Source organism: Sphaerotilus sp. FB-3 (assembly GCF_023706025.1).
In the GTDB taxonomy this organism is placed as follows: domain Bacteria; phylum Pseudomonadota; class Gammaproteobacteria; order Burkholderiales; family Burkholderiaceae_C; genus Sphaerotilus; species Sphaerotilus sulfidivorans.
Genome location: NZ_BQWE01000034.1, coordinates 140,542 through 161,669, shown reverse-complemented (window position 1 = coordinate 161,669; position 21,128 = coordinate 140,542). Strand labels below are relative to the sequence as shown.

Sequence of the window (21,128 nt, the reverse complement as noted above, 5' to 3'; positions counted from 1 at the left end):
TCACCACCCATGTGGCGCTTTTGTCCCTGGCCTGCTCCATCATCTGCCTGCGCACTCTGCGCAGGTTGTGTTAGCCGCTCTTAGCAGGGTGTGCTTCGAGAGCTTGGACATGGATTCTCCATTGTCATCAACGAGGTGAGCAATTATCACGCTTGCAGGACGTTACGGGACAGGCCACCGAAGTTGTCGCCCCGTCGCGATCAACCGCACCAACCAGCGGTCGCACAGCCCCCCGAAAAAGCGTACTTTTCCCGCATTCCACTATTTTTCGAGCCAGACGCGACACACCCTGTCGCAGTGAGTCTGCACACTCGTCCCCAGAATACAACCCGAACCGGGGGACAACATCGAACCACCAGCCTTCCCCTGCACACGCTGCGGCCTGTGCTGCACCCATCTGGACAAGAACCCGGCATACCGGGCACTAGACCGGGGCGATGGCACCTGCAGACACTTCGACACAGTCGGGCGTCTCTGCTCAATCTATGCCGACCGGCCCGATCTGTGCAGAACAGAGACCGTGCATCGACAGCATTTCCCGATGCTGTCGCCAGAGGAATTCCACCGCATCAACGCCAGCCTGTGCAACCAGGCACAGCAGGCCGCCGGCTTGTCCGAACGCTATCGGTTGATACAGGCCATCTGAGTGCATCGCACGTTTTACTCACCTCAAACCAACAAAGGAAATTCAACATGCCCATCCCTCTTCTGCTTTGGGGCGCTGCAGCCGCCCTGGCCGCCACGGGCGTCGTGAAGGGCGTGCAAGCGTCCAACATGATGGATGAAGCCAAGGAAATCGGCGAAAAAGCTGAACGCCAGCACCAACGCGCAGCAGCCGCTCTGGAGGCCGCCCGCAACAACACCCAAGACAGCCTAGAAAACTTGGGCAAGTTGAAGGTTTCGGTTTTCACGCAGCAGATCCGGCATCTGATCGAAGCCATCAAGCGCACCAAGACTGCCAGCAGCACGCTGAAGGGCTTTCAGGAAGAATTCAGCATCGAGAAGCTCCATAGCTACGAGAAGATGATCCTCAGTTCACTGGAACTGGAAAAAGGAATTGCGTCCGGCGCCGCGGGTGGTGCGCTGGCTGCCATGGGGGCTTACGGTGCTGTGGGCACGCTGGCAACCGCCTCCACAGGTGCAGCCATCTCGGGCCTGTCGGGCGCTGCTGCGACCAATGCCACGCTGGCATGGCTGGGCGGCGGCGCGCTGAGTGCAGGCGGCTTCGGAATTGCCGGCGGCACGCTAGCCCTGGGTGGGATCGTGCTAGGCCCAGCCTTGGCCATCGGCGGTTTCATGATGGCCAGCAAAGCTGAAGAGGCATTGACGCAAGCAAATGAGTACAAAGCCGAGGTGGCGGTAGCCGTGGCCAAGATGCAGGCAGCCGAGACCGCCATGGGTGGAATCGTGACCAACGCCCAAGAAATTTCGACCGTTATCATCGAACTTGTCAAGCGTTTCGAACAGGTCAAGGTACACGACGACAGCGACCCGACGGCATTCCAGCGCATGCTGGCTGTCGGCACGTCGCTCAAGAAAGCTCTGGAAGTGGCCATCCTCAACAAGGAAGGCGTAGCCATCGAGAACATCAAGGCCAAGTGCTCTGGCCTGCTGTCCATCGCCTGAAAAACCCGCAGAACCCATGGCCATCACCAAGCTCATCCCGCTGGCAAACAAACTGCCACTTGCGACATCCGGATCCGCCATTAGCGAGATCATTCACGCCTGGTCGGACTACAAGAAGACGGTGGAAGTCGAGGCCACCAAACGTACGTCGATTGATGCGTGGCGCGATACCAGGCTTGCGGACATCCAAGCCAAGAAGGATCTTCTGGAGCTGTATCTCAAGGAGACGTTCAAGGAGCGTGCCGGCATGATCCAGGGTTTTTTCGACACCCTCGACAAAGGCATCGAGAAAGGGGATGACCAGCTCATCAACCACTCGATGACAGCTATCCTGAACATCGCCAACCAGTCTCCACTGGCGCAAGCCAAAGAGATCATGCTGGCGATGCACGATCCGAACGTGCAGTCGATCGAGATCTAATCTGAGTTGACCCCCACCCGGCGGCTGATTCAGCGCCGGGCGGTCAACTGCCAGGGAAGAAAGGCTTGCCGATCGACGCCGGCATGTTGGCGCGGATCCACGCCGGGTTGCGCGAGATCAGCACCAGCACCACGATCGTGGCCAGATAGGGCAGCGCGGTCAGCAGCTGGCTGGGCAATTGCACGCCCTCGCCCTGCAGGTGGAACTGCAGCATCGTCACGCCGCCGAACAGGTAGGCGCCCATCAGCACGCGCGCCGGCCGCCAGGTCGCGAAGGTGGTCAGCGCCAGCGCGATCCAGCCCTTGCCGGCGGTCATGCCCTCGACCCACAGCGGGGTGTAGATCACCGACAGGTAGGCGCCGGCCAGGCCGCACAGCGCACCGCCCGCCATCACCGCCAGCAGCCGGATGCGCCGCACGGGATAGCCCAGCGCATGCGCCGATTCCGGCGACTCGCCCACCGCGCGCAGCACCAGCCCGGCGCGCGAGCGGTACAGGAACCAGGCCAGCGCCAGCATCAGCACGATCGTCAGATAGACCATCGGGTGGTGCTTGAAGAAGGCCGGGCCGACGAAGGGAATGTCGGCCAGGCCGGGAATCTCGAACTTCGGCCGCTCGGCGAGCTTTTCCTGCGTGTAGCGGATGCCGACGAAGGCCGAGAAGCCCGCGCCGAACAGGCTCAGCGCCAGGCCGGTGGCGTACTGGTTGGTGTTCAGCCAGATCACCAGCACGCCGAAGGCCGCGGCCATCAGCGCGCCCGCGCCCGCGCCGGCGGCAAAGGCGATCCAGTCGTTGCCGGTGTGAACCGAGGTGGCGAAGCCGGCGATCGCCGCCACCAGCATCATGCCTTCGGCACCGAGGTTGAGCACGCCGGCGCGCTCGTTGATCAGCAGGCCCAGGCCGGCGATCGCCAGCACGGTGCCGGCATTCAGCGTGGCCGCCAGCAGCAGCGCGAACTCGTTCATCGGGCACCCTTTCCTGCGGCGCCCCAGCGCACGCGATAGGCGATCAGCGTGTCGCAGGCCAGCAGCGTGAACAGCAGCAGCCCCTGGAACACGCCGGTCAGCGATTTCGGCAGGCCCAGGCGCGACTGCGCCAGCTCCCCGCCGATGTAGAACATGCTCATCAGAAGCGCCGAGAAGACGATGCCCACCGGATGCAGCCGGCCGACGAAGGCGACGATGATCGCCGCGAAGCCGTAGCCCACCGGCACATAGGGCGTGAGCTGGCCCAGCGGCCCGGCGGCCTCCAGCGCGCCGGCCAGGCCCGCCATGCCGCCCGACACCAGGAGCGCCGTCCACAGCGCGCCGCGCGACGAGAAGCCCGCGTACAGCGCCGCGGCCGGCGCCAGGCCGCCGACCTGCAGCGCAAAGCCCCGGTAGGTGCGGAACAGGAAGGCGGTGAAGCCGCCCACCGCCACCAGCGCGATCAGCACGCCGATGTTGGCGCGCAGGCCGTCGACCAGGCGCGGAATCTTCGTCGGCTCGAGAAAGGTGATGGTCTGCGGGAAGTTGAAGCCCTTCGGATCCTTCCAGGGGCCGTAGACCAGATAGCTCAGCAGCATCTCGGCGACATAGACCAGCATCAGGCTGACCAGGATCTCGCTGGCGTTGAACCGGTCGCGCAGCAGCGCGGTGATGCCCGCCCAGACCATGCCGCCGAGCACGCCCGCGGCCAGGATCAGCACCACGATTCCGCGCGAGGAGTCGGGCTGCGCCTGCAGCGCCACCCAGCCCCCGGCCAGCGCACCGACGATGAACTGGCCCTCCGCGCCGATGTTCCACAGGTTGGAGCGGAAGCACACCGCCAGCCCCAGCGCGATCAGCACCAGCGGCACCGCCTTGACGCTCAGCTCGGACAGCGCGCGGGCGTTCTTCAGCGGCTCGACGAAGAAAACCTGCAGACCCTTGACCGGATCCTTGCCCAGGAGCGCGAACAGCGCGATGCCGATGATCGTCGTCAGCACCAGCGCGATCAGCGGCGACGCCAGCGACATCGCCTTCGACGGCTGCGGCCGTGCCTCAAGCCTGAGCATCGCTGCCCTCCTTGGTGTTCCTGGTGTTGTCGATGTTCTTCGTTTCGTCGGCGCCGTCCTGCCACAGGCCGGACATCCAGGCGCCGATCTGCTCGATGGTGGCGTCGCGGGTGGCGATCGAGGGCGAGAGCCGCCCCTGCGCGATCACCACCAGCCGGTCGCTGATCTCGAACAGCTCGTCCAGCTCCTCGCTGACCACCAGCAGCGCGCAGCCGGCGTCGCGCAGCGCCAGCATCGCCTGGCGGATCTGCGCCGCCGCGCCGACGTCCACGCCCCAGGTCGGCTGGCTGACGATCAGCAGCTTGGGGCGCGCGTCGATCTCGCGGCCGACGATGTATTTCTGCAGGTTGCCGCCCGAGAGCGACTTCGCCGCCGCGTCCGGGCCGCCGGCCTTGACGTTGTAGCGCCCGATCAGCTCGGCCGCCTGCGCACGGATCGCGCCCATCTTCAGCCAGCCGCCGGGGCCGACGTTCTCGGTGCGGGTCAGCAGCAGGTTGTGCGCCAGCGACAGCGTCGGCACCGCGCCGCGGCCCAGGCGCTCCTCGGGCACGAAGTGCAGCCCCAGGCGGCGGCGCTGCGCCGGCGTGGCGCGCGCGATGTCCTGGCCCGAGAGCCGCACCGAGCCGGCCGGCGCGCGCCGGTCCTCGCCGGAGAGCGCGGCCATCAGCTCCTGCTGGCCGTTGCCCGACACGCCCGCGATGCCGACGATCTCGCCGGCCCTCACCTGCAGCGCCAGCCGCGACAGCGTGGTGCCGAAGGGATCGGCCTGCGGCAGGTCCAGCCCGTCGACCGCCAGCACCACCTCGCCGGGCGTGGCCGGCCGGCTGCGCAGCGCCGGCGGCTCGGCGCCGATCATCAGCTTCGACAGCGAGGCGTTGGTCTCCCGCGTCGGATCGACCTCGCCGGTGACCCGCCCGCCGCGCAGCACGGTGCAGTGATGGCACAGCGCCCGGATCTCGTCGAGCTTGTGGCTGATGTAGAGGATCGAGCAGCCGGTGCCGGCCAGCCGGCGCAGCGTGACGAAGAGCTTCTCGACCGCCTGCGGCGTCAGCACCGAGGTCGGCTCGTCGAGGATCAGCAGCTTCGGATCGGTCAGCAGCGCGCGCACGATCTCGACGCGCTGGCGCTCGCCGACGCTCAAGGAGTGCACCGGCCGCAGCGGATCGACCTCCAGCCCGTACTCGCCCGAGACCGCGCGGATGCGCTCGCTCACCTGCGCCAGCGACATCGACCTGTCCAGGCCGAGCCAGACGTTCTCGGCCGCGGTCAGGGTGTCGAACAGCGAGAAGTGCTGGTAGACCATGCTGATGCCGAGCTGGCGCGCATGCGCCGGACTGGCGATCTGCACCGGCTGGCCGTTCCAGCGGATCTCGCCGGCGTCGGGCTTCACCGCGCCGTAGATGATCTTCATCATCGTCGACTTGCCGGCGCCGTTCTCGCCCAGCACGGCATGGATCTGCCCGGGCGCGACCGTCAGCGCCACGCCATCGTTGGCGCGCACCGCGGGGTACTGCTTCGTGATGCCCAGGAGTTCCAGGCGAGGTGGGGCGGTCATCGGGGGAGGACTCCGGGTCGGGTCAGGCGTGCGGCACAAAAACGGTGCGCATTGTCACAAAAACTGTCGTCAGCGGGTCGGAGTGCGCCGGAAAAGCGCGCGACCGGCGACCCAGGTCGCCGCCAGGTTCCGCTCGTCACCGAGTGTCATCCAGGCGAAGACCCGCTCATGCAACTGTCGCGCCCGCGCATCGCGGTGCGTGGCCACCGGACCGGCCGCCCAGTCCCACAGCGCCAGATCGGCCAGGCGACCGGGCTCGAGACGGCCGATCTCGTTGCTCAGACCCAGCGCCTCGGCCGCGCCCAGCGTGGCGCCGTGCAGCGCCTTCCAGGCAGTCAGGCGCACGCCGCGCAGCGCCTGCACCTTGTAGGCATCGGCCAGCGTGCGCAGCATCGACAGGCTGGTGCCGCCGCCCACATCGCTGGCCAGCGAGACGCGCGCGCCCGCGGCCTCCAGCTCCGGCCAGCCGATCAGGCCGCTGCCGAGAAAGAGGTTGGAACTGGGGCTGTGCGCGATCTGCGCGCCGGTGTCGGCCAGCAGCGCGCGGTCGGCGTCGTCGAGCCAGATGCCGTGCGCCAGCACCGCGCGCTCGTTCAGCAGCCCGGCACGGTGGTAGACGTCGAGGTAGCTGCGCGCCTCGGGAAAGAGCTCGGCCACCCAGGCGACCTCGGCGCGGTTCTCGGCCACATGGGTCTGCATGTAGAGGCCGGGCACCTCCTTCATCAGCCGGCCGGCCATCGCCAGCTGCTCGGGCGTGCTGGTCGGCGCGAAGCGCACCGTCATCGCGTAGGCCAGCCGGCCGCGCTGGTGCCAGCGGCGGATCAGGTCGCGGCTGTCGCGCTCGGCGCCCGTCACGTCGTCGCTCAGGCCCTCGGGCGCGTGGCGGTCCATCAGCACCTTGCCGGTGACCAGGCGCATGCCGCGGCGGTGCGCGCCGGCCAGCAGCGCCTCGGTCGAGCTGACATGCACCGTCGGAAACACCACCGCGCTGGTGCTGCCGTGCGCCAGCAGCGCGTCGAGGAACAGCTCGGCCCCGGCGGCGGCCACCGCCGGATCGGCGTGGCGCATCTCGGCGGGAAAGGTGTAGGTCTCCAGCCAGTCGAGCAGCTCGGTGCCGTAGCTGGCGATGACGTCGAGCTGCGGGCTGTGCACATGGGTGTCGATGAAGCCGGGCATCAGCAGCCGGCCGCGCTGGTCCTCGACCGACCAGACCGCGGCATCCGGCGTGAAGGCCGCAGCCGGCTGGACGCCGGTGATGCGCCCGGCCTCGACCAGCAGCCAGTGGTCGGGCCGCCAGCGCACGCCCGGCACGAGGCCGGTGGCCGGGTCAGGCGCAGCCCAGCCGGGATCGGCGTCGAAGTCGAGCAGGTCGGCGCGCAGCGCCAGGCGGTCGGGAACAGCAGTCATGCGGACGGAGAGGCGGGAACAGGAATGGGGACGGGATCGGCGGCCGCGGACAGGCCCGGCGCCGGCAGCCGGCGCGCGACATCGCGCACCGTCTCGCGCAGCCAGCGCAGCGAGGCCGCGCCGTGCGTGACCTCATGCCAGAGCTGGTAGTAGGTCAGCGAGGGAAAGTCGACCGGGCAGCGCACGATGCGCAGCGGCAGCGTGCCCAGATGGCGCTGGCAGAACAGCCGGCCGGTGGTCAGCACCAGCGCGTCGCTGTGCGCCAGCATCGTCGGCACCAGCGCGAAATGCGGACTGCGCACGACGATGCGCCGGTGCAGGCCCTGGCGCGTCAGATGCTCGTCGATCACGCCGTGGCCGCCGGTGTGCAGCGCGGTCGGCGCGACATGGTCGGCGGCGAGATAGCGCTCCAGCGTCCACTCGCGCGGCCGGCGCGCCGCCAGATGGCCGGCGCTGACCAGGCAGACGATCTCGTCGGAGAACAGCCGGCCGATGTGCAGCTCGGCCGGCGGCTCCAGCCAGTTGCCGATCACCAGATCGACCTCGCCGCGCGCCAGCCGGGCGCGGTAGTCGAACTCGGCCGACAGCGCGTGAATGGTCAGCCGCGCGCGCGGCGCCTGCTGGCGCAGCCGCGCCACCAGCATCGGCAGGAACAGCGGATCGAGGTAGTCGCTGGCGGCGATGCGGAACTCGATCTCGGCCGCGCCGGGCGTGAAGGCGCGGGCACCGGCCTTGCCGCCGAAGAGCTGCTCGGCGCTGCGCAGCAGCGTCTCGGCCGGCGCCATCAGCTGCAGCGCGATCTCGGTGGGCACCATGCCGGCGCCGGCGCGCACCAGCAGCGGGTCGCCGATCAGCGCACGCAGCCGGCGAAGCTGCGCGCTGACCTGCGGCTGCGTGGAGGACAGGCGCATCGCGGCACGCGAGACGCTGCGTTCGGAAATCACGGTGTGAAAGACCCTGACGAGATGAAGCTCGATGGTGTCGAAAACGGCTCGCTGTGTCATACGTTCATTCTCATGCAGATCATCACGTCTGGCGCATGTCATGCCGCGTCTGCTGGGGTATGTTCCGGCCCATGCCCGAGATCTCGCCCCGACCGATCCGCTTCGTCCACCGCGGCCACGCCATCGCGCTTGAAGGCGTGCCGCCCACCCGCACGCTGCTCGACTGGCTGCGCGAGGACGCCCGCCCGCGCTGCACCGGCACCAAGGAAGGCTGCAACGAGGGCGACTGCGGCGCCTGCACCGTGCTGGTGGCCGAGCGCGACGACACCGCGCCCGGCGGCGTGGCGATCCGCAACGTCAATGCCTGCCTGAGCTTCCTGCCCACGCTCGACGGCCGCGCCGTCCTCACCGTGGAAGACCTGCCGCAGCCGCATCCGGTGCAGCAGGCGCTGGTCGAGTGCCACGGCTCGCAGTGCGGCTTCTGCACGCCCGGCTTCGTCATGACGATGACCGCGCTGCGCGAGGCGCACGCGGCCGCCGGCACCCGCCCCGAGCGCCCGGCCATCGCCGACGCGCTAGCCGGCAACCTGTGCCGCTGCACCGGCTACCGCCCGATCGTCGACGCGGCCGAGCGCATGTTCGATATGCCCGACGCGCCGATCGACCGCGCCGCGCTGCGCGCGCAGCTCGATGCGCTGCAGGCGGGCGTGGGCCCTCGCCTGCGCGAGGGTGACGACATGGACAGCCGTCATCCCCGCGAAGGCGGGGACCCACGAAGTCACGTCCATGCCGGTGCAGCGTTCCACGCCCCGCGCACCCTCGACGAGCTGGCTGCCCTGCGCCTGGCCCATCCCGAGGCGCGGCTGCTGGCGGGAGGCACCGACATCGCGCTGTGGGTCAACAAGCAGTTCCGCGAACTCGGGCGGCTGATCTGGACCGGCGGCGTGCCCGCGCTGCGCCGCATCGCGACCGACGCCGACGGCACGCTGCACATCAGCGCCGCCGCGTCGCTGGAGGACGCCTGGGCGGCGCTGGCGGCGCGCTGGCCGGCGCTCACCGAAGTCTGGCGGCGCTTTGCCTCGCCGCCGGTGCGTCATGCCGGCACGCTGGGCGGCAACATCGCCAACGGCTCGCCGATCGGCGATGGCGCGCCGGTGCTGATCGCGCTGGACGCGCGCATCGTGCTGCGCCGCGGGCCCGACACCCGCACGCTGGCGCTCGAGGATTTCTACCTCGACTACATGAAGAACGCGCTCGCGCCGGGCGAGTTCGTCGAGCGGCTGGTCGTGCCGCCGTCCCCTGAGGGCACGCAGCTGCGCGCCTGGAAGATCAGCAAGCGCTTCGACAGCGACATCTCCACCGTGCTGATGGCCGCGGCGCTGCGGCTGGACGCCGACGGCCGGATCGCCGCCGCGCGGCTGGTCTTCGGCGGCATGGCGGCGATCACGAAGCGCGCCGCGCAGACCGAGGCAGCGCTGCGCGGCCGGCGCTGGGACGAGGCCACGCTGCAGGCGGCGCAGGTCGCGCTGGCGCAGGACTTCCGCCCCTTGAGCGACCTGCGCGCCAGCGCCAGCTACCGGCTGGCGGTCAGCGCCAACCTGCTGCGCCGGCTCTGGCTGGAGACCCGGCCCGACGATCCGCTGCCGGCCAGCGCCACCCAGGTCCGGGAGTTCCGCGCATGAGCCCGAGCATGAGCACGAGCACGACCTCGCCCGTCATCGGCACCTCGCGCCCGCATGAATCCGCGACGCTCCACGTCACGGGCCGCGCGCCCTACATCGACGACCTGCCCGAGGTCGCCGGCACGCTGCATGGCGCGCTCGGCCTGTCGCCGCTGGCGCACGGGCGGCTGGTCGCGCTCGACCTGGCGCGGGTGCGCGCGATGCCCGGCGTGGTCGCGGTGCTGTCGGCCGCCGACATTCCCGGCGTCAACGACTGCGGTCCGATCGTGCACGACGACCCGATCCTGGCCGAGGGCACGGTGAACTGGCGCGGCCAACCGATGTTCCTGGTCGTCGCCCGCACCCGCGGCGAGGCGCGGCGCGCGGCAGCCCTGGCGACGCAGGTCGCCACGATCGAGCCGCTGCCGGCGGTGCTCGACGCAATGGAGGCGCACCGCCGGCAGCAGTACGTCGTGCCGCCGATGCACCTGCAGCGCGGCGACACGGCCGCGGCCATCGCCGCCGCGCCGCACCGGCTGGAGGGCCGCTTCAGCCTCGGCGGCCAGGAGCAGTTCTACCTGGAGGGCCAGATCGCCTACGCGCTGCCGCAGGAGAACGACGGCCTGCTGGTGCACAGCTCGACCCAGCATCCGACCGAGATGCAGCATGTCGTCGCGCATGCGCTGGGGCTGGCGGCGCACCAGGTGCAGGTGCAGTGCCGGCGCATGGGCGGCGGCTTCGGCGGCAAGGAGTCGCAGTCGGCGCTGTTCGCGGCCTGCGCTGCGCTGGCGGCGCAGCAGCTGCAATGCCCGGTCAAGCTGCGCCCGGACCGCGACGACGACTTCCTGATCACCGGCCGGCGCCACGGCTTCGAGTTCCGCTACGTCGTCGGCCATGACGAGGCCGGGCGGCTGCTCGGGGCGGAGGTCGAGATGGTGTCCAACGCAGGCGCCTCGGCCGACCTCTCGGCGCCGGTGATGACCCGCGCGCTCTGCCACTTCGACAATGCCTACTGGCTGCCCGCGGTCGACCTGCGCGGCTACTGCGCCCGCACCAACACGCAGAGCAACACCGCCTTCCGCGGCTTCGGCGGGCCGCAGGGCGCGCTGGCGGTGGAGGTGATCCTGGACGAGGTGGCGCGCCGGCTCGGGCTCGACGCGCTGGCGGTGCGCCGCGCCAACTTCTACGGCACGACCGAGCGCAACATCACGCCCTACGGCCAGGCGGTCGAGGACAACATCCTCGCGCCGCTGGTCGACGAGCTGGCCGCGCGCGGCCGCCACGACGCGCGCCGCGCCGAGATCGCCGCCTTCAACGCCGCCAGCCCGGTGCTGAAGAAGGGCCTGGCGCTGACGCCGGTGAAGTTCGGCATCAGCTTCAACGTCGCGCACTTCAACCAGGCCGGCGCGCTGGTGCATGTCTACACCGACGGCTCGGTGCTGGTGAACCACGGCGGCACCGAGATGGGCCAGGGCCTGAACACCAAGGTCGCGCAGGTGGTCGCGCACGAGCTGGGCCTGCCCCTGGAGCGGGTGCGGGTCAGCGCCACCGACACGCACAAGGTGGCCAACACCTCCGCCACCGCCGCCTCCACCGGCACCGACCTGAACGGCAAGGCCGCGCAGGACGCGGCGCGCCAGATCCGCGACCGCCTGGCGGCCTTCGTCGCCGCGCGCTGGCAGGTGGCGCCCGAGGCGGTGCAGTTCGCCGGCGGCCAGGTGACGGCGGGCGCGCAGGCGCTGGCCTTCGCCGAGCTGGTCGCGCAGGCCTATGCCTCGCGCATCCAGCTCTGGAGCGACGGCTTCTACGCCACGCCCGGCCTGCACTGGGACCGCGAGCGGCTGCAGGGCAGGCCCTTCTTCTACTTCGCCTACGGCGCGGCGCTCAGCGAGGTCATCGTCGACACGCTGACCGGCGAGTGGCGGCTGCTGCGCGCCGACGTGCTGCACGACGTGGGCGCCTCGCTGAACCCGGCGCTGGACATCGGCCAGGTCGAGGGCGCCTTCGTGCAGGGCATGGGCTGGCTGACCACCGAGGAGCTGCGCTGGCAGCCGATGGACGGCTCGCGCGCCGCGGGCCTCCTGCTGACCCACGCGCCGAGCACCTACAAGATCCCGACCGCCAACGACATCCCGCTGGCGCCCGGCGCGCTCGACGTGCGGCTGTTCGCCCACCGCAACCCGGCCGACAGCATCCACCGCAGCAAGGCGGTCGGCGAGCCGCCGCTGCTGCTGCCCTTCAGCGTCTTCCTGGCGATCCGGGATGCGGTATCGGCGGCGGGCGGGCACCGCGTCGATCCGCCGCTGCGGGCGCCGGCGACAGGGGAAGCCATCCTGGACGCGCTGGCGGCGGTGCAGCGCGGATGATCATGCTGCGCCTGCAGGCCGCGGCCCGCGCCCGGCTCGCCGAAGGCACGCCGGTCGTCGAGGTGCTGATCGCCGCGCACCAGGGCTCGGCGCCGCGCGAGACCGGCACGCGCATGCTGGTCACGCCCGTCGAGGTGCTCGGCACCATCGGCGGCGGCCATCTGGAATGGAAGGCGATCGAGGCGGCGCGGCAGAGGCTCGCCCGCCCGGAGGCGCCGCCCCAGGAACTCGATCTGCCGCTCGGTCCGGCGCTCGGCCAGTGCTGCGGCGGGCGGGTGAAGCTGCGGCTCTCCCACCTGACGCGGGAGGCGCTCGATGGCTGGACGCTGCCGCCGCCGCGCTTCCCTCTGCAGCTGCACGGCGCCGGCCATGTCGGCCGCGCGATCGTGAGGCTGCTGACCGACATCGACTGCCGCGTCGACTGGGTCGATGCGCGGCCCGGCGAATTCCCGCTGCACGATCCATTCGAGCAGCCGCACATCACGCCCATCGTCAGCGACGCGCCCGAGATGGAGGTCGCGCAGGCGGCGCCGGGCACCGTCTTCCTGGTCATGACGCACCGCCACGACCTCGACGAGGCGATCACCGAGGCCATCCTGCGCCGAGGTGACGCCGCCTTCTGCGGCCTGATCGGCAGCGCGACCAAGCGGGCGCGCTTCCTGTCGCGCTTCGAGGCCCGGGGACTGAGCGCGGCGCAGCTCGGCCGCCTCACCTGCCCGATCGGCCTGCCCGGTATCGCCGGCAAGGAGCCGGCGGTGCTGGCGGTGAGCGTGGTGGCTCAGCTGCTGGGCTGTCCGGCCAGCCAGCGCACATAGCTCGCCACGCCGCCGGCCACGTCGCTGAAGGCGTGGTCGCAGCCGGTGGCGCGCAGGCGGGTCAGGTCGGCCTGGGTCAGGCACTGGTACTTGCCGCGCAGGGCGTCGGGGAAATCGATGTAGCTCACCAGGCCCTGGGCGATCTGCTCGTCCAGCGTCAGCGCCGGCAGGCCGTCGAGCGCGCGGCAGGCGTTGACGGTCGCATGCGCCACATCGTTGAAGGGCTGCGCCCGGCCGGAGCCGAGGTTGAAGATGCCGCTCTTGTCCGGGTTCTGCAGGAACCACAGATTGACCGCCACCACATCGTCGACGAAGACGAAGTCGCGCGACTGCGTGCCCGGCGCGTAGCCGTTGTACTCGCCGAAGAGCTTGACCTGGCCGTGCTGGCGGAACTGGTTGAAGTGGTGGAAGGCCACGCTGGCCATGCGGCCCTTGTGCTGCTCGCGCGGGCCGTAGACGTTGAAGTAGCGAAAGCCCACGACCTGGCCGTCCTGCGTGCCGCCCTGCGAGCGCAGGGTCGGCAGGTAGCGGCGCACCACCTGGTCGAACAGCAGCTTGGAGTAGCCGTAGACATTCAGCGGCGCCTCGAAGGCCGGCTCCTCGCGGAAGGTCTCGCTGGCGCCGTAGGTGGCGGCCGAGCTGGCGTAGAGCAGCCGCGTGCCCTGCGCGAGACAGGCATCGAGCAGCGTCTTCGAGCAGCGGTAGTTGTTCTCCAGCATGAACCGGCCGTCATGCTCCATCGTGTCGGAGCAGGCGCCCTCGTGCAGGATCGCGTCGATGCGGCCCAGCTCGCCGGCGGCGAAGCGGGTGTAGAACTCGTCCTTGTCGAAGTAGTCCGCCAGCGTGCTGCCGAGCAGGTTGCGGTATTTGGGCCCGTCGGTCAGGTCATCGACCGCGATGACCTCCTTGGCGCCCAGGCGGTTCAGGCCGTGGACCAGGTTGCTGCCGATCATGCCGGCCGCGCCGGTGACGACGACTCTCATGCCGTTTCCTTTCCGAAGAGTTCCTCGAAGCTGCAGCTGGCGGTGCCGAACTTGCCCACGACGATGCTGCCGGCGCGGTTGGCCAGCGGCACCGCGTCGCGCAGGCTCATGCCGCAGGCCAGCAGCGCCGCCAGCGTCGCGATGACGGTGTCGCCCGCGCCGGTCACGTCGAAGACCTCGCGCGCCTGGGCCGGCACCTGGAAATGCGTCGGCTGGCCGTCGGCCGTCTTCTCGAACAGGGACATGCCGTCTTCCGAGCGGGTCAGCACCAGCCCGTCCAGGCCCAGCTCCTCGCGCAGCGCGTGCGCACGGCGGTGCAGGTCGGCCTCGTCACGCCATTGGCCGACCACCTGGGCCAGCTCGGCGCGGTTGGGCGTGAGCGTGGTGGCGCCCGCATAGCGGCTGTAGTCGCTGCCCTTGGGGTCGACCAGCACCGGCTTGCCGGCGGCGCGTGCCAGCTCGATCATGCGCGGGATGTGGGTCAGGCCGCCCTTGCCGTAGTCGGAGAACAGCACCGCGTCGTGCTCGGGCAGCACCCGCTCGTAGTCGGCCAGCATCTGCTGCAGCACCTCGTGCTCGGGCTGGTTCTCGAAGTCGACGCGGATGAGCTGCTGCGAGCGGCCGATGACCCGCAGCTTGACGATGGTGTAGAGCTTCGGGTCGCTGCCCAGCACCGTGGTGATGCCCTGGGCCTCGAGCAGACGGCGCAGCGAGCGCGCCGGCTCGTCGTCGCCCACCACGGTCAGCAGCGTGCACTGCGCGCCCAGCGTCTTGACGTTGAGCGCGACGTTGGCCGCGCCACCCAGGCGCTCTTCCTCGCGCGAGACGCGCACCACCGGCACCGGCGCCTCCGGCGAGATGCGCTCGACGGCGCCGAACCAGTAGCGGTCGAGCATCGCGTCGCCGACGACGAGGACGCGGGCGGACTGGAGATCGGAGAGAGAGGGATTCAAGGGAGCAGACCCGGCGGCGGGCACGATTCAGAAAGGCTCCGATCGTAACCGCATGCCGGGCGGCGCCGGCACGGCGCGGCGCGGCTCAGTGTTCGGCCGCCGGCGCCGCCCAGTGATCGGCCTTGCGCACCAGGAAGCGCGGCGTGCGGAAATGCACGATCGCGCGGTAGAGCACCAGATAGAGGCCGCAGAACATCAGCAGCCAGATCGACAGCACCCGGCCCTCGTCCCACCACAGCACCGCCGGCGCGACCGACAGCGAGCACAGCGCCCACAGATAGGGCGAGGTCATCGAGTTGCGGCGCAGCATGTTGGCCGCATCGCGCTTGCCGATGGCCCAGCGCATCAGCCGGCGGTAGATCAGGCTGTGCAGATGCGTGGCATCGGGCTGCCCGACCGGACGGCCGCGCACCACGCGACGGCGGTACATGGTGAACAGCGTCTCGAAGATCGGATAGGCGCACAGCAGCAGCGGAAAGACCGGCGAGACCTCCGGATTGCGGTGCACCAGCAGGATGCCGAGCTCGGCCACCCAGAAGCCCAGGAAATAGGCGCCGCCATCGCCCAGGAAGATCAGGCCCAGCGGATAGTTCCACACGAAGAAGCCCATCACCGCACCCAGCCCGATCAGCGCGGCCACCATGATCACCTGGTCGCCGACCTGGAAGGCGACATAGGCCAGCGCCGCGAACATGATCGCCACGCACATCGAGGCCAGCCCGTTGAAGCCGTCGATGATGTTGACCGAGTTGGCCACGCCGGCCACCGCCAGCAGCGTCAGCGCCATCGGGAAGCCGGCGATCAGCATCAGGCTGTCGACGCCGGGAATGCCGGTGCGCGAGATGATCGCGTCGGCCAGCCAGACCGCCAGCGCCGCCGCCGCGATGGTGGCGAGCAGACGCTGCTTCGGGGTCACGCGCTTGGTGAAGTCCTCGATCAGGCCGGCGCCGAAGGCCACCAGGCTGCAGCCGACCAGCACCGCCAGCAGCGGCCACTCGTCGACCCCCCGCCCGATCGCCAGCAGCGTGCCGCACAGCACACCCACCAGGATGCCGATGCCGCCGACCCGCGGCACGACGCGCGCGTGGAATTTCTGCGGCTGGTCCTTGTCGGTGTCGCCGGACAGATGCGCGTGATGCGCCGACGAGCGCACCACCAGCAGCGTCACGACGAAGGCGGCCAGAAATGAAACAATCAAAAACAGCATGCAGTCGATCCTTCTGCTGGGAGATGTTCTTGGCGCTCCGCCCCGCTTGTCTCCCTGGGAGGTGGAGGCGTGTTCATGAGCAATAGGTCACACATTGAAGATGGCGGCTGAGCGCGGAGGACGCAAGAGGCAAGTGTAAATACTTGTTTTTTCTTGCCGAATGTGCGAAAGAATTCACATCGTATCCGTTGCCACAACAGGACAGAGGCTGCAAGCCCTAGCGCATCTAAGCGTTTTCGAGTCACACCGCGGGATCAATACCGTCGACCCTGACAAGCGCCACGATGGCGAGCTGGCCGATCATTTCAGCCAGGCGAGGTCTCAGCCCAGTACTCGGCGATACACATCGAGTGTCCGCTCAACCATGCGGTCGGCGGTGAAGTGGGTCTCGAAGCGACGTCGGCCGGCGTCGCCATACCGCCCGGCCAGGGCCGGATCGTCCAGCAAGCAATTGATGGCGTCGGCCAGCGCTGCAGGCTGCTGCACGGGGACGTTGAGGCCCGTCTCGCCATGCACGTTGACCCATGGCACGCCTGAGCCGGGAATCTCTGTGCTGACGATGGGCAGTCTGGCCACCATAGCTTCCAGCAGAACCATGCCGAAGGCTTCCGCCCGATTGGTCGAGGGCAGGCAGAACAGCACTGCCTCGGCCATGTAGGCTGCGACCTCCAGATCAGACAACCGACCCGTGAAGATGATGCGGTCGTCGAGTCCGAGCTGACGAGTCTGCTCGCGATGGGTTTCGAGCAACTCACCACCGCCGCCGACAACCACCAGCGCCTCTGGCCGTAGCGCGCGGCTCGCCTCGATCAGCACATCAAAGCCCTTGTACGTGGCCATGCGTCCGATGGAGAAAACCAGTGGCCGGTCCCCATGGCGAGCGCGCAGCGCGCGCCGCACGTCGGCGAGATCTTGTGGTGGATGCTGAAGGCGGTCAGGCTGGATGCCCAACGGCACCACGTGCACCTTATCGCTGTAGGCGCTCAACCAGGGGGAGTGCGCGGCGTAGGGGGGCGAGGTGGCAAGAATCGCATCGGCACGCCGTAGCATCCATTGCTGCAGCGGTTCGTAGAGCTTGAGCGCCTGGGCTTGGTTGATGATGTCGCTGTGCCAGTGCAGCACGATGCGGGCCTTCGGTGGAGCCAGTCTGAGAGCCACATTAGCCATTGGATTGGGCAGGTGCACATGCACGATGTCATGCTGCCCGCGCATCTTGGCAAGCTCGGTGACCAGGCTTGGCGCCATCGAAGTGGAGAGCAGTTTGGCGTATGACGCCGCTCGCGCCACGCGCACTGGGCCGTAGGTGTCGTGCACGGTGCGGCGCTCAGTATTCGCGCATAACACGTCGGTGGGGATTCCGCGCGCGATCAGCCCTTCGGCGAGTTCGTATGTAGCAGTTTCGATCCCACCGAAGACAGGTGGATAAAACTTCGTGAATTGGAGCGTCTTCAAAATGATCAGCGTTCGATGAACCGAAACTCGGCCAATGCCGCGCGCAAGCGCTCGGCAGCACGGTCCCAAGAGTAGGTGCGGGCGCGGGCTAAGCCACGTTTGATCAACTCACCGCGTCGTGTATCGTCACGCAGCAATGTGTCGATAGCTGCCATCATTGCAGAGCGATCTGTTGGATCAAAATAGGCGACCGCGTCGCCGCACACCTCGGGTATCGATGAAGCGTTGGATGCCACCACTGGGCAGCCGCAGCGCATAGCTTCTAGCGGCGGGATACCGAACCCTTCGTAGATCGAGGGGAAAACGAATACCAACGCTGCCTCGTAGAGCGCGCGCAGCTGCGCGTCGGGCACCGGACCGGCCCAGCGGACATTGGGGTGATGCGCCAGCGGCGCGCCAGCGCTGAACACTTGGCTGTTGACTGCGCCGACGATGACAAGCGGCAGGCGATCTGCCAGCGGCGAGATCGCGTAGGCCTCAATAAGCGCTGCGAAATTCTTCGTCGGGTTCAGACTACCCACTGCGAGTAGGAAACCCTGCGCTGACAACTGCAGCCGGTCCAGTACAGAAGGGTCGGCGAGGTGTCCGGTGATGTGTTCTGCAGAGTTGGGAACCACGCGGAACGCTGTTGGCGGTAGATGGGGCGCCAAGTCGCGGGCCGACGATTCGGAGACTGTTAGCACCAGCGGCGAGTGCTTCGCGCGTTTCGCGAAAAGCAGCCGGTACCAAGTGACAAAAGCCCGCGAATACGCTTGCGGATACCGGTAGACGGCAGCGTCGTGGATGGTCGGTATGCAGTTGCCGGCCAGCAATGGTGCCGATCCAGACAGGCACAGCAGCGTACCAGCGCGAGCGTGCATTGGCAGGTCAAGCTGCTCCCAGGCTGTCAGCCGGCGCCCTGGACGCCCGACGATACGCTGTCTAATAACCTGCAGCCCGGCGATGGGTGTAGCGGCAGGTGGCATCAGCAGTTCGACATCCTGCCCGCAGGGGGTCGTTTGCAGGCTACGGTCCAGGGCGCTGACAACGCCATACGCGAAGCGCTGGACGCCGGTCGTTCGTTGAGCGAGGAATTTGCCGTTGAGGTGGATCACGGAGCAAGGCGTCGGTGCTTCACGGCGCCGATGAGCAAAAGGATCTGGTAAAGGACAGCGCTTAGGGCGGTGCTGTAAAGCAGTCCACCGGTGAAGTTGCTATGGAAGCCTTCATTGAACAACGCCATCGGAAAGGTGAGCATTGACAGCGCCCACACACTAGGCACTAAGCGATCCGCATCGATGGCGCGTTCCAACTGGCGTGACAAAAAACCGACCAAGATGCCAGAAATAACCACTCCGGCCAGCGCTAGGTTCAGATACCCCTCGACGATAATCGATGGAAAGATATTGACGCCGTCGGCGAATGCGCCCGGATGAGTCTCCGAGGTAACCAATGCGGCGGTCAGCAGTGGCTTTTCCTCCCACAGACTGCGAGGAATCGAATGCATAAACGTGTAGACGTAGGAACCGCCGTACAGGTCTGGTAGTACACCCGCCTCATGAAGGTTCAAGGCTTCAACCATCTCTGGAAGCATATCCATGCGCTGGAGGAATAGGTCACTGACTAGTATGGGCTGCTCAGTGAGTATTACAGCGGCTTCCGCGTAAGCTGCAACCGAACCCACTTCGATATTGCGCGCATACCCGAACAGAACCACCACCAGGATCAGAGGACAACCGATCAGGGCCAGGTGCCACAGTGAGATAGGATGCCGATAGCGATGATAAAGAAAAGACGACCACATAACAACGAGCACCAATGAAAGGCGGCTCGTCGACAGCAAAGCCTCGAATAGGTAGAACACCAGAGCCAGCCCGGTGACCGTCCATCCACGGTTGTTTTTGAATGCATTGAACATAAGCCCGAGCAGGATTATGTTGCCCACGGTCGGTATACGGAACAGATAGGCGGCGCCGGCATTCTGGGTGGCTGCCGAAACTTCCAGTGCGTCACCGCCACCTGCAACAGCGAGGAGTGCGATGCCAAAGAGCTTGAAACAGCCGTAGATAGCCAGCAGGAGCCAGAGCGCACGTTTTGGAATCAAAACCTCAACGCGTGGCTGCGCCCGCGCGGCGCCCGAGCCTCGCAGCCACGCATTCGTCAATGCATAGGTCACGCCATAAATCATCAGGAATAAAGTGCATAGCCACAATACCCTGACGAGGGTGGGTGTCAGACCGTCCTTCTCGGAGATATCTAGGCTCTTCAGCACAAAGTAGAAGAGAAAGTTGATCAGCAACCAGAAGGTGGGCGAAAAAAGGAAACGCTCGGCGCGGATATACAGTCCTCGCACGAACAGCATCATCGCCCACAGTGTGCCGAGCGCCACCAAAAATTCGGTCTGCAACGCGTTGCTGCCGCAGACAAGCAACTGCATCAGCAGGGTTGCGACCAGTGTCGCAACACCTAACCCGAGGTAGGTCTCGTCCATGACAATGCGTTCGGCAAGCGAGGGACGGTGCGCCGCGGGCGTGGGCGAATCGGGTGTCAGGATACGGAACATGGCCACTCTGGGTCAGGCTACGCGCAGAGCGGGCGCGGGCAGGTCCAGCCCAGCCAGAATGCGACTGGCGCACTGGTTCCAAGAGAATTTTCCGCGATCATCCGCCGGTTTCGGCGGATTAATGTCGACCAAGGCCACAAGATGCGCGGCGATGGCCACCGGCTCAGCCTGGAGGTTCATCAAATGTACGCCGTCTATCTGCCCGGCAATCTCGCGAAACACCGGAATGTCATTAGCGAGGACGGCACAGTGGCCGACGGCTTCTAGGAGGGGCAAGCCGAACCCTTCATAGAGGCTGGGGAAGACAAGGTAATCCGCGGCGTTGTACAGGCTGAGCAAGACTTGGTCTGAAATACGTCGGTGGATGCGGACCCGCGGATGCTGGCGCACTTTGGCCCAAGTGTTTTCACCCAACACATTGCCCCAAGCGTCGCCGCTCACCAAGTCCAAGCGGAGTTGGGGAGCCTGATCGGCCGCCAGCAGAAATGCCTCCAGGAAACGCGCTACGTTCTTGCGCGGCTCCATTGAACCCACCACAAGCAACCTGATTCCAGCACCGCGGTCGAGCGTCAGATCTATGGACCCGGGGAACGCTACGCCGTCACTAGATATCGTCGTGCGGCCAGGGTAACAAACCAGGGCATCGGCTGTCGTACTGCCAAAGTGGTAGCGCAAATCGGTACGTGTTGTTTCGGAAACGCAGAAGATCCGATCAGCGCGCCGGATCGAGCGTGGGGCGAAGAATCCGGTGAGCAACCGGTTGGATGTCGCCATCGTCCCAGGGAAGAGTTTGAAAACAAGATCGTGGACGATGACACCTTGCGTCAGTCTACCGGTGCGCCAGAGCGGCAGCACGTGCTCGGTGCCGAGGAAGTGCGTTGCGCCCAATTGACGCGCCAGCGCCGGAACCCTCAGCGTCATCCACAACGTGCCGGGCAGTAGACTCAGTTGATGCGTATCGTGCAGACACGCGACGCTCGTAGGCAGCGTGGCGTTGCTGCGTATGGGGCGATTAGAAATGAGCGTAGTCCGGAAGCCAGGGGCTTCTGGCCATGCCGCTACCAACTGCTCGACGAACCTTGTGATGCCATTGCGTGCGCCGTTGAGCGAGCGTGCATCTACCAGTAGATGTGGCACGGAGGGGGCGAGACGCTCAGCCATA

The 21,128-nt window shown here is 67.5% G+C and carries 17 protein-coding genes and 1 pseudogene; 6 read left to right on the top strand and 12 right to left on the bottom strand.

Going from position 1 to position 21,128, the window contains the following annotated elements; translation table 11 throughout:
- Positions 1–322: 322 nt before the first annotated feature.
- From NFT33_RS19340 to NFT33_RS14070, 3 genes and pseudogenes are all read left to right on the top strand, one after another.
- Positions 323–514 (top strand): annotated as a pseudogene (locus NFT33_RS19340) (YkgJ family cysteine cluster protein); the annotation flags it as partial.
- Between the two features lie 179 nt (positions 515–693).
- Positions 694–1,626 (top strand): hypothetical protein, encoded by a 933-nt coding sequence (locus NFT33_RS14075; protein ID WP_149504448.1) that lies wholly within the window; start codon positions 694–696, stop codon positions 1,624–1,626.
- A gap of 16 nt (positions 1,627–1,642) precedes the next feature.
- Positions 1,643–2,047, top strand: coding sequence for a hypothetical protein (locus NFT33_RS14070; RefSeq protein WP_149504449.1), 405 nt, complete (start codon positions 1,643–1,645; stop codon positions 2,045–2,047).
- A gap of 43 nt (positions 2,048–2,090) precedes the next feature.
- Here the strand turns inward: NFT33_RS14070 and NFT33_RS14065 are convergent, their stop codons facing one another.
- From NFT33_RS14065 to NFT33_RS14045, 5 genes are all read right to left on the bottom strand, one after another.
- Positions 2,091–3,011, bottom strand: coding sequence for an ABC transporter permease (locus tag NFT33_RS14065; RefSeq protein ID WP_251676239.1), 921 nt, complete (start codon positions 3,009–3,011; stop codon positions 2,091–2,093).
- Entirely contained in the window at positions 3,008–4,081 is a 1,074-nt protein-coding gene (locus NFT33_RS14060) for an ABC transporter permease (protein WP_251676237.1), read from the bottom strand. The genes NFT33_RS14065 and NFT33_RS14060 overlap by 4 nt, the downstream gene beginning before the upstream one ends.
- Complete coding sequence (locus NFT33_RS14055; RefSeq protein WP_251676235.1) at positions 4,068–5,636, bottom strand: ABC transporter ATP-binding protein; 1,569 nt, start codon at positions 5,634–5,636, stop codon at positions 4,068–4,070. The genes NFT33_RS14060 and NFT33_RS14055 overlap by 14 nt, the downstream gene beginning before the upstream one ends.
- Before the next feature lie 69 nt (positions 5,637–5,705).
- Entirely contained in the window at positions 5,706–7,043 is a 1,338-nt protein-coding gene (guaD, locus tag NFT33_RS14050; RefSeq protein WP_251676233.1) for a guanine deaminase, read from the bottom strand.
- Positions 7,040–8,047, bottom strand: coding sequence for a LysR family transcriptional regulator (locus NFT33_RS14045; protein ID WP_251676231.1), 1,008 nt, complete (start codon positions 8,045–8,047; stop codon positions 7,040–7,042). The genes guaD and NFT33_RS14045 overlap by 4 nt, the downstream gene beginning before the upstream one ends.
- A gap of 71 nt (positions 8,048–8,118) precedes the next feature.
- Between NFT33_RS14045 and xdhA the strand changes: the two genes are divergently transcribed.
- Genes xdhA through xdhC form a run of 3 tightly spaced genes read left to right on the top strand, consistent with a single transcriptional unit; the run spans position 8,119 to position 12,829 of the window.
- Complete coding sequence (xdhA, locus tag NFT33_RS14040) at positions 8,119–9,669, top strand: xanthine dehydrogenase small subunit (RefSeq protein WP_251676229.1); 1,551 nt, start codon at positions 8,119–8,121, stop codon at positions 9,667–9,669.
- A gap of 8 nt (positions 9,670–9,677) precedes the next feature.
- Positions 9,678–12,014: a xanthine dehydrogenase molybdopterin binding subunit gene (gene xdhB, locus NFT33_RS14035; protein WP_251676227.1), complete on the top strand. Its 2,337-nt coding sequence runs from the start codon at positions 9,678–9,680 to the stop codon at positions 12,012–12,014.
- Positions 12,011–12,829 (top strand): xanthine dehydrogenase accessory protein XdhC, encoded by an 819-nt coding sequence (xdhC, locus tag NFT33_RS14030; protein ID WP_251676225.1) that lies wholly within the window; start codon positions 12,011–12,013, stop codon positions 12,827–12,829. The genes xdhB and xdhC overlap by 4 nt, the downstream gene beginning before the upstream one ends.
- Here the strand turns inward: xdhC and rfaD are convergent.
- From rfaD to NFT33_RS13995, 7 genes are all read right to left on the bottom strand, one after another.
- Complete coding sequence (gene rfaD / locus NFT33_RS14025) at positions 12,793–13,812, bottom strand: ADP-glyceromanno-heptose 6-epimerase (RefSeq protein WP_251676223.1); 1,020 nt, start codon at positions 13,810–13,812, stop codon at positions 12,793–12,795. The genes xdhC and rfaD overlap by 37 nt on opposite strands.
- Entirely contained in the window at positions 13,809–14,765 is a 957-nt protein-coding gene (rfaE1, locus tag NFT33_RS14020; protein ID WP_309296151.1) for a D-glycero-beta-D-manno-heptose-7-phosphate kinase, read from the bottom strand. Before rfaE1 ends, rfaD begins: the two co-directional genes overlap by 4 nt.
- An 85-nt stretch (positions 14,766–14,850) precedes the next feature.
- Positions 14,851–15,972, bottom strand: a complete 1,122-nt coding sequence (locus tag NFT33_RS14015; protein ID WP_251676221.1) for an MraY family glycosyltransferase — start codon at positions 15,970–15,972, stop codon at positions 14,851–14,853.
- A 321-nt stretch (positions 15,973–16,293) separates the two neighbouring features.
- Positions 16,294–17,424, bottom strand: a complete 1,131-nt coding sequence (locus tag NFT33_RS14010; protein WP_251676219.1) for a glycosyltransferase — start codon at positions 17,422–17,424, stop codon at positions 16,294–16,296.
- A gap of 5 nt (positions 17,425–17,429) precedes the next feature.
- Positions 17,430–18,518: a glycosyltransferase family 4 protein gene (locus tag NFT33_RS14005; protein ID WP_251676217.1), complete on the bottom strand. Its 1,089-nt coding sequence runs from the start codon at positions 18,516–18,518 to the stop codon at positions 17,430–17,432.
- Positions 18,515–19,966 (bottom strand): O-antigen polymerase, encoded by a 1,452-nt coding sequence (locus tag NFT33_RS14000; protein WP_251676215.1) that lies wholly within the window; start codon positions 19,964–19,966, stop codon positions 18,515–18,517. Before NFT33_RS14000 ends, NFT33_RS14005 begins: the two co-directional genes overlap by 4 nt.
- Positions 19,967–19,978: 12 nt before the next feature.
- Entirely contained in the window at positions 19,979–21,127 is a 1,149-nt protein-coding gene (locus NFT33_RS13995; protein ID WP_251676213.1) for a glycosyltransferase family 4 protein, read from the bottom strand.
- Position 21,128 lies beyond the last annotated feature (1 nt).